A 15,444-nucleotide genomic window follows, 5' to 3' on the forward strand; every position below is an offset into this window, starting at 1 on the left:
GCTTAATTTCTTCAGCATCTGTAAAGTTTGAAAAATCCATCTAACATGGGAATGTTCTGACAAAACATTATTACATACACGATTTTTAACGCTTGGCTATCCGGTAAAACGCTTCCGGGCTAGGTCCCTGCAATAAATACCCAAAAGAAAGCTTATAAAGCTATATTACCCACCGATTGTTATTATTTTTATCTCTACCCGTTGATTTTTCTTTCTTCCCTCTTCCGTAGCATTGGTAGCAATCGGATACTTTTTACCATAGCCCACAACTCTCAACCTTTTAAAAGAAATTCCGCGTTCCATCAGGTAATCAGCCACAGCTTTGGCTCTATCAGTACTCAATTTTATACAATAATTCCAATCAGGTATACCATTGGTATGACCACCGATTTCAATCTTTACTCCCGGATAGTCAACTAAAAACTCAAAAAGATCTTCCAAAATATCTGTATCCTGGTCACTTAGCGTCGCCTTATTGGGCTGAAATTGCAGATGTTCGAGATTAATGACATCTCCCTTTTTCAGCGACTTTTTACCATCTTCCTTTGCAAAATTGTATTTATTAATTTCCACTTCAGATTCAATAGTAGATGGGGGATCGGATAGATTCCTCCTATCATTAGAAGGTACTTTTACTGCCAGGTCCTCAGTCCGTATAATCGTTGAATCGGTATCAGTTCCAGCCTCATTGGAACCAATCAGTTTTATGGCATTTTTACCGGCCACCAACTTAACATACGCCGAAAAATCCCCTTTTTTCCGGTCATAAACAAAATTCTTTATATGAAAATCATTAATGGCCAGGTAGACCTTCTGTGGATCATTGACATTTGTGATTTTTCCATGGATCCTGTATATTCGACGATCCTCATCTATTTTTTCTGCCGGAGATAAAATTTCAACTACTGGGGGCTCGATTTTAGTTTCTTTCTTGAATTCATCAGTGCAAGACTCCATCGCCACAATTGGCGACATATCGTCCACCAGCACATTTCCATTATAAGGAAACAAAACCGGGGTTTGATAATACGCTTCGAGAAATATATACTTGTAGTTTCCACGTTTTGGACTTAATTTAACATAATAACGCTCCCAGTCGTGATTTTTGACCAATGGTGTCTCCCCGAGCAATTCTTCTTTTCGACAACTATCATTTCCACCCCAAATCCTCAATTTAATAGGGGTTGAAAAATTCTTCTCCACGCCCCCTCTGACTATCGCACTTACATACACAGGGCTTTGGCACAAGAAAAAAGAAAGTTGATAACAGGTGCCAGACCACAAAAAATCCGACATTTTCTGGCCTACTGTCTCATAGGTTTCGTGTTCTCTAGTAACCATTCCAAGATACGTCTCACCATCCATTGCCGGCCAATAAACGCCCCAGGCACCCGATGGTTGGACATCAGGTGGGGATTCCCCTGGAAAACCACAATCCGTCCAGCCCTTGGGGGGTTGATTCGGTTGTGGGAAGTCCTCAAATGAGGGATTTTCTAATTCAATCGTATCTTGCGAAAAAAGTATATGCTGGCCCGCAAAAAAAAGTACGAGAAAATATGCGATATTTAAATTTCGTTTATAACTCATGCTAACCAATTCAATGGAATCGATCTCCTTAACTTACTATATTAACGAAAAAAACAGATTAAAATTTATCAATCCCTTTATTTTTTTCCTTTCAATATTCTTATTATCATCAGCAATAACGTCAAATGCACAGGAAAACGTATTTTCTGCTTCTATTATTGCCGGTCCTATTTTTTCTCAGGTCCGGGGTGATGATCTTGCCGGGTATCACAAAATCGGGTATTCCGGCGGAATAGGCATTTCCTACCGTTTGGTCAATAGATGGGAAACGCATCTAGAATTATTATACAGTCACGCTGGCTCCAGAAGTTCGATTTTTTTTCCCAAAGACCGTTTTATCGATCTCAACCTGGCCCAGATCCCATTGTATTTTTCTTATTTGACTTGGTGGGACAACGGGTTGGCCAAGTTTCAATTCGATGGCGGAATTAACATTAGTAGAATTTTGGATATAAACGTGGATTACAATAAAATTGAGCCGCATTTGTCCGAAGTTCAAAAAAATGACTTAAGTTTATTGCTTGGATTTGGATTGTGGTTAAACCAGCATCACGGAATTTTTGGAAGATATGTCCGGTCCTTTACCCCTTTTCTTGAAATACCTAATGAAGCAATTCCTTTAAAATTATTTTATTTAAGCTTACAATATCACTATAGATTTTGAAAAATACAATTGGAATCATAGACCTTGGATCTAATACCTTCCATCTACTAATTGCGCGTATTACATCTGAAGGATTTGAGATTATTTACAAAGAGCGTTCATACGTTTTCCTGGCTCAAAATGGCATAAACACCATTGCCCAGGAAGCTTTTGACCGGGGTCAGCAGACGTTGGAATCTTTCTATCAATCTTGTCGGGATCACAATACCCTGGACATCATTGCGGTAGGAACAGCTGCCTTGAGAAGCGCCAGTAACGGATTACTATTTTTGGAAATGGCAAAAAACCGTTTTGGCATTGAAATAGAATTGATCGATGGAAACAGGGAAGCCCAGCTTATATACAAGGGAATCGTAGCAGCCTGTCCGGATTATTCTTCAGATGCCCTTATGATGGATATTGGAGGTGGCAGTACTGAATTCACCATTACCAAAAATAACTCTGTTGTATTTCAGGAAAGCTTACCTATTGGTTTGGGAGTAATTCGCAATTCCCTTCCATTGTCAGATCCTGCAACTTCTGAGGAAATACAAATTGTAAAGAATTTTATTGAATTGAAATCAGGTAAATTAATCGAAAACCTCAATGGAGTAAGACCTAAGAATTTAATTGGTGGATCGGGAACATTTGACGTAATTGCTGAAGCAACTATTGGGCCGGACTTTCAGAATCAGGATTGTGGAACAGCCACCCTGGAACAAGTAAATAATTATATAAGTCCTATCATAAGTTCTACAGAGGCTGAACGGATACAAAATAGCAGTATTCCCCAAAAAAGAGTAAACTTAGCCGTTTATGCATTTATTATGATCGAATGGATATTGGAGCAAATAGAGTTTGAAAAAATCGTATTTTCCAAATTTGCTTTAAAAGAAGGGCTGTTACAGGAATGTTTTGAAAATTGGAAAAGGACCAAGCAGAAATAAAAAAAGCTTTTTCAGGATTTTACTCTGAAAAAGCTTTTGACATATTATTTACATTTCTCAAATCCTATTGAAAGAATTCGATTATTTTATCTGCTAACTCTCTACCTATATTTGCCTGGGCTTCATTGGTAGAGGCTCCGATGTGCGGGGAAACAGAAATTCTTGGGTGTTCCAATAATTCTTGTTTAGGTGTAGGTTCTCCCTCGAATACATCAAGGCCGGCAGCTAAAATTTTACCAGATTCCAATCCTTCCAAAAGGACTGTTTCGTCAATCACACCTCCCCTGGCTGCATTGACCAAAACGATACCATCCTTCATTTGATCCAATTCTTCCTTTCCAATCAAAGCTCCTTGTCCGCCCGGAACATGCAAAGTAATAATATCTGAACCTTTTAGAAGGTCTTTCATTGAGACAGTATCAATTTTTGCAGAAGCTGTCACTCCATAGGTATCAAAAAGCTTCACTTCGATATCTACTTCATCAACCATTGGGTCAGCCGCTAACACTTTCATCCCCATAGCTAATCCAATACGGGCTGCTTCTCTTCCTATCCTTCCCAGACCTACAATTCCCAATGTCTTTCCTTTTAATTCAAATCCTCCGGAATACGCTTTTTTCAATTTTTTAAAATCCGTATTCCCTTTCACGGGCATTTCTCGATGAGAGTTGTTAAGAAATCGGGCAATAGAAAAAATGTGAGCAAACACCAATTCTGCCACAGACAAAGAACTGGCAGCAGGTGTATTTATTACTTTAATCCCTTTTTCCTGCGCATATTCGACATCAATATTATCCAGCCCTACCCCTGCTCTTGCAATAATTTTGAGATTGGGAGCCTGGTCAATCAAGTCTTTGCGAACCTTTGTGGCACTTCTTACGATTATTACATCGTATTCATTGAGTTTGGATGGGAGTTCATCTTGAGGTATCTTCTCGGTATGCAATTCATATCCTGCATCCTCGAGCAATAATTTACCATCGGCATGAATACCGTCATTGGCTAAAATTTTAATCATTTTAGATTCCATTTAAATTTATACAAAAAAGAGTTTTATTGATTCTACTGTCAAAATTTAATTTTTAGTGGCCTCGCATTCTTCTAACTGGGATTTGTAACTCTCTGCCTCAACTTTGTAGTACTCCACGTCTTTTTCCAATTTTCTAATTTGCTCTAATAGATCAGCCTCAGAAGCTGTATCTCCACTCGATACTCCATTTGCCCCTGCATCCTCTGTACGCTCCGATCCAAACCAACCGGATATCTCGCCAATCGGATCTTTTCCATTGACATAAGAAGCCACAAAGTAAGCTATGGGAGCAACAACCAGCAAAACTATAAAAAGCTTTGCACAACCTGTCATTTTATATCGCTTAGCCATTAAAATAAAAATTTGGTAATTTCGAGGGAAAATATACAAACTTTAATCGGCGTATTGTAATTTGAATTTAGGTATTCGACGAAATAAAATTTTCAAGGGTGGAACAACAATGTTTTGAAGGATTTATGCAGTCAACCGAGCAATTCACAAACAATATTTTATAATTGAAAGACAATTGTTTTTAAAATTTATCCTACGCCCTAAATCAAAACAACACTCCTATTTTTTGAAGATTGAAAAATCAAACACATCTACCTCCAATTGCCCCTCTCTCTTATATGGATTATCGGGGTGATTGACTAACATATGGAATCCGTCCGGAGCTACAAAACATTGACCGATACCGTATTTATTCCATTCAGGTAAAAACGAAGATTTAAGTTGCCAGTCTTCATCGTATACTTGTAAAACAAATCTGGGATACATTCTACCACTCATAAATTGAACAGGATTATCAGTATGGAATACTCCTCCCGGCCAAATCAAGCGATAATACAATTGGCGATATGGATCATAAATAATATTCAAATTTTCGGCATGGTCCCTTCTTCGTTGAGTAAACTGCGAAGTACTGTAAAGCTTCCATTCTAACGGTCCATCATTCCCAAAAGGCAAACAAGTAGTACAATCCAAATGAATCATCCTGGATAAAGAATCTGTTTCTTCCTCAAATTCCAATATATGCGGAGCATCAAAAGGCATGATGATAAATCGCCTTTCTTTATTATTATATGTCCATGCAAATTCCATGGACCGTCTTATAGTATCCCAATATTCATCAGGAAATCGAAAATTCGTCAGCCTGATTTTTCGGTTTTCCCAATCCATAAAATAAGCAACAATATAATCTGAGGCACTTTTACCCTGATTGTAATCATTAATATTGCTTATATGAGACATATACATCCCAATACTTGTCTGAAATATTGAGTTACCCATCGCTGTACTGGACACAATATGAATGTAGGGCGTAAAGTCCTGAATGGTATCGTAAGGAATTTCTTCAACGAGTTTGCCCTGATAATCCAATACTTTTAGACGAAAGTCTACATCAGGTATAATAAACGATGTATCTGAAACAGGAAAAAAACCATTTGGATGGATAACTCCTTCTTCACCGGATCCCGGGATTTTCACGGAAGTATATCTCTTGCCTCCATCTTTGATATCAATAAAATCAATAGTTCTGGTCTTCTCATTATATAAAAGGAGAGAGGGTTGACCCTTAATTTCTTTATAATACATAGTATTAGAAAAATTGGACGATCGGATGTCCAATTTCAACTCGTATGATTTATTAAGAAAAAAGTTCAGGTCTTTTATTCCTTCTTTTTGAGCTACCAAGCAAGGAGAGAATATAAATATTAGAAGTACTTTACAAATGATGTTGATAGCTCTTTTCATGATAAATTACATCTGAAAAAAGAAGGTGTACTAAAGCCATTTTACCGATCGTTATTTGATCTTTTTCCCAGGTTTAAACAAGGGATTCATTTCCATAAAATAATATTTCTCCTTATCCGCAGTAGCATTTGGAATAGCTATAACATTTTTCTCGTCAGGCTTTATGACAGGCATAAATGATATAAATTTCTCCGGCTCCAGGAATTCACCACTTACAAGAGGCATTTCACTGGTGTCAACACCAAATAAAAGAGAATCCCCAAAAGCTATAGATGTATCTTGAAAGTCAAATGGGATCAACTTTCCCAAGTCCTGGCCATACACACATATAAGCCCGGTAAAAAGAAATACTGGAATTAAAAAAATATGTTTTATGCATTTCATAATACTTTAAGTGTTTCAATCATTAAAATAAGCAAAAGGTTATTTTACTTCCAATTTAGCGACAACTTTAACGTACCATTGATGTTTGGCAGGAAATGGAGTTGTGTGAGCACCCTAGATAGACCTAATAATAATGGGGTTATCGTATCAACTAATCCTTGACCACAATGCAGCTTTTTTATGGCGGGTTTCCAAATACTTTCTAATGCCCCTGTGCTCCGGGGCTAATAATTCCGGGTCCTCATCCAGAATTTCTCTGGCAACTTCCCTGGAAATCTTTAAAATGTTTTTATGTTCAATTAAGTCCGCTTTCTTAAAGACCAATTTTCCACTTTGTTCCAATCCCTGAATATTGCCCGGGCCTCTCAAAGCTAAATCAACTTCTGCTACTTCAAAACCATCAGTTGTACGTACCATTGTATTTAATCGTACTTTTGCCTCTTCACTCAGTTTATTCCCGGTCATAAGGATACAGTAACTCTGATTAGCACCACGCCCCACTCTTCCTCTCAGTTGATGCAACTGAGAGAGGCCAAATCGATTGGCATTTTCAATAATCATAACGGAAGCATTGGGAACATTTACCCCTACTTCAATGACTGTAGTGGAAACCAGGATATGTGTCGTACCTGCTGAGAAACGCTGCATTTCCTTTTCCTTTTCTTCAGGTTTCATTCTTCCATGGACAACTCCAATCTGGTAATCGGGTCTTGGCAAAAAAGTCATTAACTTTTCATACCCATTATTTAGATCCTCAAGATCCATGTTTTCAGACTCTTCAATGAGCGGATAAACTATATAAATTTGCCTCCCTTCCGCAATTTGCTTTTTCATAAACTTTATTACATCCGGACGAAAATATTCAGTCTTATGAAGAGTTTTTACCGGTTTCCTGCCTGGCGGAAGTTCATCGATTACACTTACATCAAGATCTCCGTAGGTAGTCATGTGCAGTGTACGTGGTATCGGAGTTGCAGACATTATCAGGACATGAGGAGGGAGTTCTTTTCCCTTTTGCCATAATTTGGCTCTTTGAGCCACCCCAAAACGGTGTTGCTCATCTATAATGGACAATCCCAAATTGTCAAATATCACTTTATCCTCGATCAATGCGTGCGTCCCGATTACAAGATCGATGGCCCCCAGCCTTAGCATTCGAAGCAATTCCTTTCTCTGACTTCCTTTCACACTACCCGTAAGCAATGCCACACGAAAACGCATATCTTTCGCCAATTCAGAAATGGACTCAAAATGTTGTTGTGCCAAAATCTCTGTAGGTGCCATAAGGCACGATTGATACCCATTGTCCCGGGCCAACAAAACGGTCATAAAAGCAACTATTGTTTTGCCACTGCCTACATCCCCTTGTAAAAGACGGTTCATTTGAACACCCGAACCAAGATCTCTCCGAATTTCTTTTAATACACGTTCCTGGGCTCCGGTAAGTGAAAAAGGAAGATGGTCATTGAAAAACTCAAGGAATAAATCACCCACCTCCGGAAAAACAATTCCCTTAATTTGCTTTTTCTTATTGAGATATTGTTTGATCAAGCGCAATTGTAAAAAAAAGAATTCTTCAAAAATAATCCGGTTTTCTGCAATCTTTAAATCCCGTTGACTCTCCGGAAAATGAACATTCCGAATAGTATCATAAATCGACGAAAACTTGAATTTATCAATAAGGTAATCAGGTAAATACTCCCAAAAGTCGTCCCTCGACATTCCGGCAACGACCCCTTTCATTATTTTACCCCTCCCTTTGGTATCCAATCCCCTTTTAGTTAATTTCTCTGTACTTCTGTAAATTGGAATTAAATTACCCGATACTTTTGTCTTTTTTTCTCGTGCCAATTCAAGTTCGGGGTGCGCTATATTAAAAGAATTCCTGAATTTGGTCAATTTCCCATTGATAATGTATTCTTCTCCTTTAACCAATTGTTTGATTATCCAATCATGGCTCTTAAACCAGACCAATTCCAATGAACCAGATTCGTCGGTTGCCAGGGCAACCAGCCTTTTTGGGTGCTTTCTTCCAATGATCCTGTAATCCCTTATTACTGCCTTTAATTGGACCCAATCAAAATTTCCACTTTTTGCCTGGGCAATGGAAGAAATGGAAGTACGATCCTGGTATCGTATTGGAAAATCCATAAGCAAATCTTCCAATTTTTTCATACCCAACTCCTTTTCCAGCAACTCAGATCTTGCAGGACCTATTCCTTTTATGAATTCAATTTTCTTTGATAAATATGCATTGGGTAGTAACAAACCGCTCCTGATTAATTCAAAAGATAAAAATACTAATTCTTGGGATTCAAAATAATTTCGAAACGCCAATAACGTTTATTAATTTCACCTTTATTGAATTTAGGGAGATGGAAATATTTCTGAAAACATTCACGACCGGTTTGCAGTTATAAATCTGTTTATTGGGAAATTCAGGATTTGAACGCATTTGTAAACTCATTAATAATTGAGATTATGGCCAGCAAAAGACAACAACAAGTAAGCGAATTGGTTAAACGACACTTTAGTACTGTATTACTCCAGGAAGGAAGTTATATTTACGATCAGGCATTGGTGACTGTCACTAATGTAGTGGTAAGTTCCGACTTAAGACATGCAAAAATTTATTTAAGCGTCTATAATCGAGAGGATAAGTCCAATGTAATTCTGGAAATGGAGGAAGAAAAATCCCGGCTCAAATCCTTATTTGGGAATAGTATTCGAAAACATATAAAACGAGTTCCGGAAATAGACTTTTACCTGGATGAAACATTAGATGAAATGTATAGATTGAATCAATTATTCGATAATATCAATCATAAAAAGTGAGGTGGGGTTAAATAGTTTGGTCGTTTGTTTAATATTGAAGTACCAGCCAAACCAGGAATTTTTCTAATATTATTCACTGTTCCCGACAATAGAAACCAGTTCTATTTCAAAAATTAAAGGCGTATAGGGTTTAATTAGTTTACCAGCTCCTCTGGCACCATACCCCAAATCTGAGTTCGCTAATACATAAATGGTTCCACCTTCCCGGATATATTGAAGTCCTTCCTGCCACGCAGGAATTACTTCATTTATGGTAAAGATTGAAGGTTGCCCACGGTCAAAACTACTATCAAAGACCCTGTCATCTACCAAATAACCTTTATATTGTACCATTACTTTCCCTTTTTCACCAATTTTATCTCCATCTCCTTTTGATTGAATATAATACAAAAGGCCCGATTCTGATTGCTGTACCGGCCAGTTGTGATCGATGGCATATTGTACTAACTTATTCATCTGGTCAGCCTGATAAGACTTTGGACTGGGTTCGATCAACATAGCCAGCCGCATAAGTTCCTCTTCACTCAGACTGTTTTCTTGCGCATCTTTCGAAACTACTCCACCGCTATCAGCTTCATTACCACCACAAGAAATAAGTATGCTTAAACCAATCACAAAAAAGAGTGTTATAATTTTATTCATAACGCAAATTACAAAAATGTCAAAGATTAGTTTCAACGATTTAATAAAAAGCGAAACACCTGTACTTGTTGATTTCCATGCTACATGGTGTGGTCCATGCAAAGCATTTGCTCCTATATTACAGGAATTTAAAGATGAAATGAAAGGTTCTGTACGAATAATAAAAATTGATATTGATAGAAACGAAGCACTGGCCAATCAGTTGGGAATCCGGTCTGTCCCTACGATTCAACTATATCAAAAGGGTGAATTAAAATGGAATGCAAGTGGTGTACAACAACTGTCTGAATTAAGGAGACAGGTTAAGGCATTGGCGGTATAAAAGACGAAAGTTGGAAGTCCGGAGTCAGAAAGTCGAAGACAGAGGTACTTCCAACTTCGGACTCCCGGTTCCAATCATTCTTAATCAATCTACCGTACGAATAGTTGTAGTCTCTTGAATCCAGCATTCTACCCTGAATCGGTCTCCCCGATCCAATCTGCGTTGAAAAACATCTTCATACGTAGGTAAATATTGATGATATTGGTTGATTAACCGAGTAGCTTCCTCTGCAGCTTCAGGATCAATGCTTCTTGCTTTCTGCCATTGGTCCATTGCCGGCCAAACTACAACTTGACTATCCCATCCCGTCCCTGGACCACACAAAGGTCCTGAACTCGCATATAATTTACCAATTAATAGATAGGGTTGGCCCCAATTATCTTTCACCTCAGCAGCTTTTAACGCAAAAGTGCGAGCTTCCGGAAATCTTTTTAAACTCCCATAATATATTTTAGCTATTACCAAATACAATTGTCCTTTACGGTCTGTATCATCGGTTTCTTCCGCCGCTTCTTCAAATTTTTGAATGGCTAATTCAAAATCACCGCTTTCCAAAGCATCAAATCCTTCCCTTGCTTTAGATGATTTGGCTACTGCCTCGGGTTGTGCACAATTTTCATCCCGAACTTGCCGCAATCTTATTACATTAGGATCATCCTGAGCACATCCACCCCAAATAAGATTTCTATAAACTTTATTAATCACATCACAGTCCGTAGGATTTTCTTCAAACTCTGGAATATATTTATCAATGTAATAATTACAATCATAGAATCCCTTTTCTCCTTCAAACCTAGACAAACGCGCAGGAACATAATTATTTATTATTGCCCATTGTGCTTGATTTTTACCACTAGATAATCCTTTTTCCAACCTACTCATAATTTTCCCCGCATAATCCTGAGCCTCCTCCATTTCTATATTCCCATCAAAATATTCCTTTACCAGGACGTCTGTAAAAGGATTCAAAATAAAAAAATAAGCACTGTCTCCATCCATGTTTATAGACTCTGTAAACAATGAATAGATTGAATCGCGACTCACCAGGTCCTGAAATGTATAATATAAATCAAATCCTTTTCGGCCAGACACATAGCCGTCTTTTCCATAACATTCTTCCATCTGGTCGTAAAGCAGGAAGATAGTATCAACATATTTTTCTTTTAATGCTTCGTCTTCTGTCTGATTATAAAAATATTGATAAAATGTAATACCATCCGCAAAATGGGTATTTCTCTTCCCATCTGCTGCCGGGGCGATCGAATAGGCTTTTTTCCAATATGGGAAAGCCCTTTCATACCGTTCCATTTTGAACAAATCTCTATACAGGACATGAGCGGTCACAGCATCATCCCCCATTCTCGCATTGGCAAATGTAGCACAGGGGCCTGTATTATACTCAATAGTATCGTTTGAAACACTTTCATCATCCGATAGGGAATCTGATACTTTAGGCGTACAGGAAAAAAAGATTGCTAAAGATGTTAAAAGAAATAATAAATTAATGAACCTGCTCATCTATACTGATTTAAAAATGCAAACAAAATCCCTAAAATACCAGATATTGCTATTTTATCAAAGCCCAAATTGGTGTTTGCCAAAAGAAATTTTAAATTACTCCTAATTCTTTCCCTACCTTGTAAAATGCTGCTACTGCTTTTTCTATGTGTTCTTCTTCATGTGCAGCTGAAAGTTGCACCCTGATGCGAGCTTTTCCTTTGGGAACTACCGGATAGAAGAATCCAATCACATATATACCTTCATTCAACAATCGGGTGGCAAATTCTTGTGCTATGTTTGCCTCATAGAGCATAATAGGAACAATTGGGTGAATTCCGGGGACAATATCAAAACCGGCATCCGTCATTTTCTTTCTAAAACTTGTAGTGTTTTGCTCCAGTTTATCCCGGAGTTCTGTACTTCCCGAAAGCCGGTCCAAAACTTCTATTGTCGCTCCTACAATGGCAGGGGCTACTGTATTGGAGAACAAATACGGTCGCGATTTTTGTCTCAGCATCTCTACAATCTCTTTGCGGGCAGCTGTAAATCCACCGGAAGCACCTCCCAGGGCTTTTCCAAACGTTCCCGTGATTATATCAATCCGATCCATCACGTTCCTGTACTCGTGGGTCCCCCGACCGATCTCACCCACGAATCCCGTTGCATGACACTCGTCGATCATTACCAAAGCATCATATTTCTCTGCCAAATCACAAATCTTATCCAATTGTGCAATTGTTCCGTCCATAGAAAAGACGCCGTCCGTGACAATTAATTTTCTCCGGGAGTCCTCCGCAGCAATTAATTGCTTTTCCAGGTCCTCCATATTATTGTGCTTATACCGGAACCGGGCTGCTTTGCACAAACGAATCCCGTCTATGATAGATGCATGGTTTAATTCATCGGATATAATAGCGTCTTCTTTCGTAAGAATAGGTTCGAACAATCCGCCGTTGGCATCGAATGCAGCCGCATACAATATGGCGTCTTCCGCACCAACAAAATCGGCAATCCTAGATTCCAATTCTTTATGTATATCTTGCGTCCCACAAATAAAGCGAACGGAAGAAAGACCGAATCCGTGGGAATCAATCGTCTCCTTGGCTGCTTCCAGTAATTGTGGGTCAGCGGAAAGTCCAAGATAATTATTAGCACAAAAGTTAAGAACTTGCCCTCCATTTGCTAAAATTTCAGCACCCTGTGGTGAAGTAATTATTCGTTCGGATTTATACAACCCGTTTTCTTTTAATTCTTCTATTTCCTTTTGAAGCTGATCTTTGAAACTAAACATATATTTAATTTTTTTTACTTCTTAAAGTATTCTTTTCCTTTAACTTCATCAACATATCCCGCACAATATCGTCAATTTCAAATTGGTGTTGCCAATTCCAATCCCTCCGCGCCGGGGTATCGTCAATATTCCTCGGCCAGGTATTAGCAATCTCTTCCCGAAAATCCGGAGCATACGAAATCTCAAAATCCGGTATAATCTTTCGGATAGAAGTAGCCAATTCCGTTGGCGTAAAACTAACAGCGCCAAAATTATACGAGGTCCTAACCGAAAGACTTTCTGCATTCGCCTGCATTAATTCCAGCGTACCCCGCACCGCATCATCAATATACATCATTGGGAGTCTCACGTCACCGGACAAAAAACATTCGTACCTGCCAGAATCCAATGCCTGGTAAAAAATGTCAACTGCATAATCAGTTGTTCCTCCACCCGGAGGAGACTGGTAGCTTATAATTCCAGGATACCTAATGCCACGTACATCCAATCCAAACTTTCGAAAAAAGTATTGTGCAAGGTTTTCCCCTGCAACTTTGGAAATCCCGTAAACGGTGGTTGGATGGAGTGCTACATTTTGCCTGGTATAATCCAGGGATGACCCAGGTCCAAAAACGGCAATTGAACTTGGAAAAAAAACTTTAGAAACCTTATTTTCCAGCGCAATATTTAGCGTATTTATCCACCCCTGTACATTCACCTTCCACAAAACCGATGGGTTCTTCTCCCCTACTGCTGAAAGGATTCCTGCCAAATGGTAAATAATTGTCGGTTTGAAACCTCCAACTAATTTTTGATAGTGATTGGTCTCTAAAATATCAAGTTCTTCGAAGTGGGAAAAAGCTTCCGACGGCTTTAAGTCTGTTGCAAGCACATTCCTCTCCCCAAATTCATCCACCAAAGCCTGGACAAGAGCTTGCCCGATCTGACCCGAAGCTCCGGTGATTAACACCCTGGTTTTTTCCATATCAATCGTAATAATTTCTCTACAAAGCTATGAATTACTTCTTATAAAACGGAATGCCTTAAAAAAGAAATGCCTGCTTGATTTCTATCAAACAGGCATTCTTATAACTTATGATTTGAATATACTTTCTAGAAGTTGAGCGTCACCGTTTCTCCGATCCAACATCCTACTTTGGCTGTAGAACCATCCTTGAATCCACGCATAAAGGCATCCTCCTTATCCGGTCGGCTTGCACTGTACCGGGCAATCCTGGAACTGGCCTCTTGGGCAACTTTATCATCCACAGCCTTGGCTCTGGCATATTTATCAATAGCAGCTACCACAGCCAATCGTTGGTTCCAGGCATCTCCACAGCTTCTACTTGCTTGTGCATACATATCGCCTATCAACATATATGGACGTCCCCAATTTCCACGCAATTCAGCTGCTTTTAAGGCACTTTCTCTTGCTTCAGCATATTTATTCAGTTTCCTGTATTGAATAGACGCTAAAGAGAAATAATACCCGGCTTTTTTCTCGTCATCTTCCGCTTTTTCCGCAGCCTCCAAATATTTTTCGGCAGCTTCTTCAAATTTACCCTCGTCATATCTTTTCTTAGCTGCATATCCGGGATTATTGGCTTCTCTTTCAGCCATTCTCTCAGCATTATATTCGGCTGCCAATGTTTCATACTCCCCTTTCACCTGTGCAAGGAAAGCATCAGATTCGTCACATCCCTTTTGTTTCAATGTATTGAAAATATACTTTAGGTTGTCAAAATCATCCGGAGCTTCATCATATACAGGACGCAACTTTTCCTTAAAATATTCACAGTCGAAGATATCGTCTTCCACCGGTTTGAAAGAAGCTAAAAAGCGCTGCTTGGTAATATCATAGTACTCTCCGAATTCAGGATCGCGCTCTATATTGTAATCAGCAATCTCAATAAGTTCATCATGAACAGCTCTCGTTTCATCAGCTGTCATATTTCCTTGCTGAAATTCATACACGGCTATATAAGCTAATGGTTCCAATACAATGTACTCTACACCTGTTCCTCCCAGTTCAATAGCCTTTTCCAACACCTTTTTAGTCTCGGAATAGGGACTCTTCAATGTATAGAACATATCGTACCCCATTCGACCATATAATCTACCGATAAGAGCTTCATAACACAAGTCATCACAATCGCGTACTTTGATTACCCGGGCTTCATAACAATCGATTGCACCCTGGTACAATTCCAACACCTTTTGTTTGTACTCTTCTTTCTTTGCTTCGTCTGTTTCATTTTGGAAAAAGTGCTTGTATATAGCAATTCCATCCATATAATGATAATCCCTTCTTCCGTCGGCTGCTGGCGCAATATTATAGGCCTTTTGCCAGTGAGGGAGGGCCTGTTCGTACTTTTCATTTCGTACTAACGGTCTGTAAATACTATGTGCATTTTCACCTGCTTCTTTTTGAGGTGAATCATTCCAGGTTTTACACTGGCTAAATCCATCTACTTGAAACGAGACAGCTACCAGGAAAACAATTAGTAATCTCTTCATTTTTGCTTTAAG

At 38.8% G+C, this 15,444-nt stretch carries 15 protein-coding genes; 4 read left to right on the forward strand and 11 right to left on the reverse strand.

Features of this window, described 5'->3' with window-relative positions:
* Positions 1 to 165: 165 nt before the first annotated feature.
* Positions 166 to 1,587: an OmpA family protein gene (locus tag LVD47_RS04435; protein WP_236974341.1), complete on the reverse strand. Its 1,422-nt coding sequence runs from the start codon at positions 1,585 to 1,587 to the stop codon at positions 166 to 168.
* Here LVD47_RS04435 and LVD47_RS04440 point away from each other — a divergent pair.
* Both LVD47_RS04440 and LVD47_RS04445 read left to right on the forward strand, forming a co-directional pair.
* Complete coding sequence (locus LVD47_RS04440; RefSeq protein ID WP_236974342.1) at positions 1,586 to 2,251, forward strand: hypothetical protein; 666 nt, start codon at positions 1,586 to 1,588, stop codon at positions 2,249 to 2,251. The genes LVD47_RS04435 and LVD47_RS04440 overlap by 2 nt on opposite strands.
* Positions 2,248 to 3,177 (forward strand): Ppx/GppA phosphatase family protein, encoded by a 930-nt coding sequence (locus LVD47_RS04445; RefSeq protein WP_236974343.1) that lies wholly within the window; start codon positions 2,248 to 2,250, stop codon positions 3,175 to 3,177. The genes LVD47_RS04440 and LVD47_RS04445 overlap by 4 nt, the downstream gene beginning before the upstream one ends.
* 64 nt (positions 3,178 to 3,241) lie before the next feature.
* Here the strand turns inward: LVD47_RS04445 and LVD47_RS04450 are convergent, their stop codons facing one another.
* The 5 genes from LVD47_RS04450 to recG all read right to left on the reverse strand — a co-directional run bounded on the left by LVD47_RS04450 (position 3,242) and on the right by recG (position 8,683).
* Complete coding sequence (locus tag LVD47_RS04450) at positions 3,242 to 4,195, reverse strand: D-2-hydroxyacid dehydrogenase (protein ID WP_236974344.1); 954 nt, start codon at positions 4,193 to 4,195, stop codon at positions 3,242 to 3,244.
* 57 nt (positions 4,196 to 4,252) lie between these two features.
* The gene (locus LVD47_RS04455) at positions 4,253 to 4,558 is read right to left on the reverse strand and encodes a hypothetical protein (RefSeq protein ID WP_236974345.1); all 306 of its coding nucleotides are present in this window, start codon (positions 4,556 to 4,558) and stop codon (positions 4,253 to 4,255) included.
* A gap of 219 nt (positions 4,559 to 4,777) precedes the next feature.
* On the reverse strand, positions 4,778 to 5,962 hold the full coding sequence (locus LVD47_RS04460) for a DUF4221 family protein (RefSeq protein ID WP_236974346.1): 1,185 nt from the start codon (positions 5,960 to 5,962) through the stop codon (positions 4,778 to 4,780).
* Between the two features lie 51 nt (positions 5,963 to 6,013).
* Positions 6,014 to 6,346, reverse strand: coding sequence for a hypothetical protein (locus LVD47_RS04465; protein WP_236974347.1), 333 nt, complete (start codon positions 6,344 to 6,346; stop codon positions 6,014 to 6,016).
* Between the two features lie 147 nt (positions 6,347 to 6,493).
* A complete protein-coding gene (recG, locus tag LVD47_RS04470; protein ID WP_236974348.1) occupies positions 6,494 to 8,683 on the reverse strand; it encodes an ATP-dependent DNA helicase RecG in 2,190 nt (729 codons plus the stop codon).
* Positions 8,684 to 8,827: 144 nt separating this feature from the next.
* Between recG and rbfA the strand changes: the two genes are divergently transcribed.
* The gene (rbfA, locus tag LVD47_RS04475) at positions 8,828 to 9,181 is read left to right on the forward strand and encodes a 30S ribosome-binding factor RbfA (protein WP_236974349.1); all 354 of its coding nucleotides are present in this window, start codon (positions 8,828 to 8,830) and stop codon (positions 9,179 to 9,181) included.
* A gap of 69 nt (positions 9,182 to 9,250) precedes the next feature.
* Here rbfA and LVD47_RS04480 read toward each other — a convergent pair whose 3' ends face one another.
* Complete coding sequence (locus LVD47_RS04480; RefSeq protein ID WP_236974350.1) at positions 9,251 to 9,823, reverse strand: FKBP-type peptidyl-prolyl cis-trans isomerase; 573 nt, start codon at positions 9,821 to 9,823, stop codon at positions 9,251 to 9,253.
* A gap of 16 nt (positions 9,824 to 9,839) precedes the next feature.
* On the opposite strand from LVD47_RS04480, the gene trxA reads away from it, so the two are divergent.
* On the forward strand, positions 9,840 to 10,145 hold the full coding sequence (gene trxA / locus LVD47_RS04485) for a thioredoxin (RefSeq protein ID WP_236974351.1): 306 nt from the start codon (positions 9,840 to 9,842) through the stop codon (positions 10,143 to 10,145).
* A gap of 84 nt (positions 10,146 to 10,229) precedes the next feature.
* On the opposite strand, the gene LVD47_RS04490 is transcribed toward trxA, so the two are convergent.
* The 4 genes from LVD47_RS04490 to LVD47_RS04505 form a co-directional block, all read right to left on the reverse strand.
* On the reverse strand, positions 10,230 to 11,663 hold the full coding sequence (locus LVD47_RS04490) for a tetratricopeptide repeat protein (protein ID WP_236974352.1): 1,434 nt from the start codon (positions 11,661 to 11,663) through the stop codon (positions 10,230 to 10,232).
* Between the two features lie 91 nt (positions 11,664 to 11,754).
* Positions 11,755 to 12,936 (reverse strand): glycine C-acetyltransferase, encoded by a 1,182-nt coding sequence (kbl, locus tag LVD47_RS04495; protein ID WP_236974353.1) that lies wholly within the window; start codon positions 12,934 to 12,936, stop codon positions 11,755 to 11,757.
* Between the two features lie 4 nt (positions 12,937 to 12,940).
* Positions 12,941 to 13,900 carry an NAD-dependent epimerase/dehydratase family protein gene (locus LVD47_RS04500; protein WP_236974354.1) on the reverse strand — a complete coding sequence of 320 codons (960 nt, stop codon included), beginning with the start codon at positions 13,898 to 13,900 and terminating at the stop codon, positions 12,941 to 12,943.
* 128 nt (positions 13,901 to 14,028) lie between these two features.
* Complete coding sequence (locus LVD47_RS04505) at positions 14,029 to 15,432, reverse strand: tetratricopeptide repeat protein (RefSeq protein WP_236974355.1); 1,404 nt, start codon at positions 15,430 to 15,432, stop codon at positions 14,029 to 14,031.
* Between the last annotated feature and the right edge of the window lie 12 nt (positions 15,433 to 15,444).

Origin of the sequence: Membranihabitans maritimus (assembly GCF_021729145.1) — a bacterium.
GTDB classification, from domain to species: domain Bacteria; phylum Bacteroidota; class Bacteroidia; order Chitinophagales; family Saprospiraceae; genus Membranihabitans; species Membranihabitans maritimus.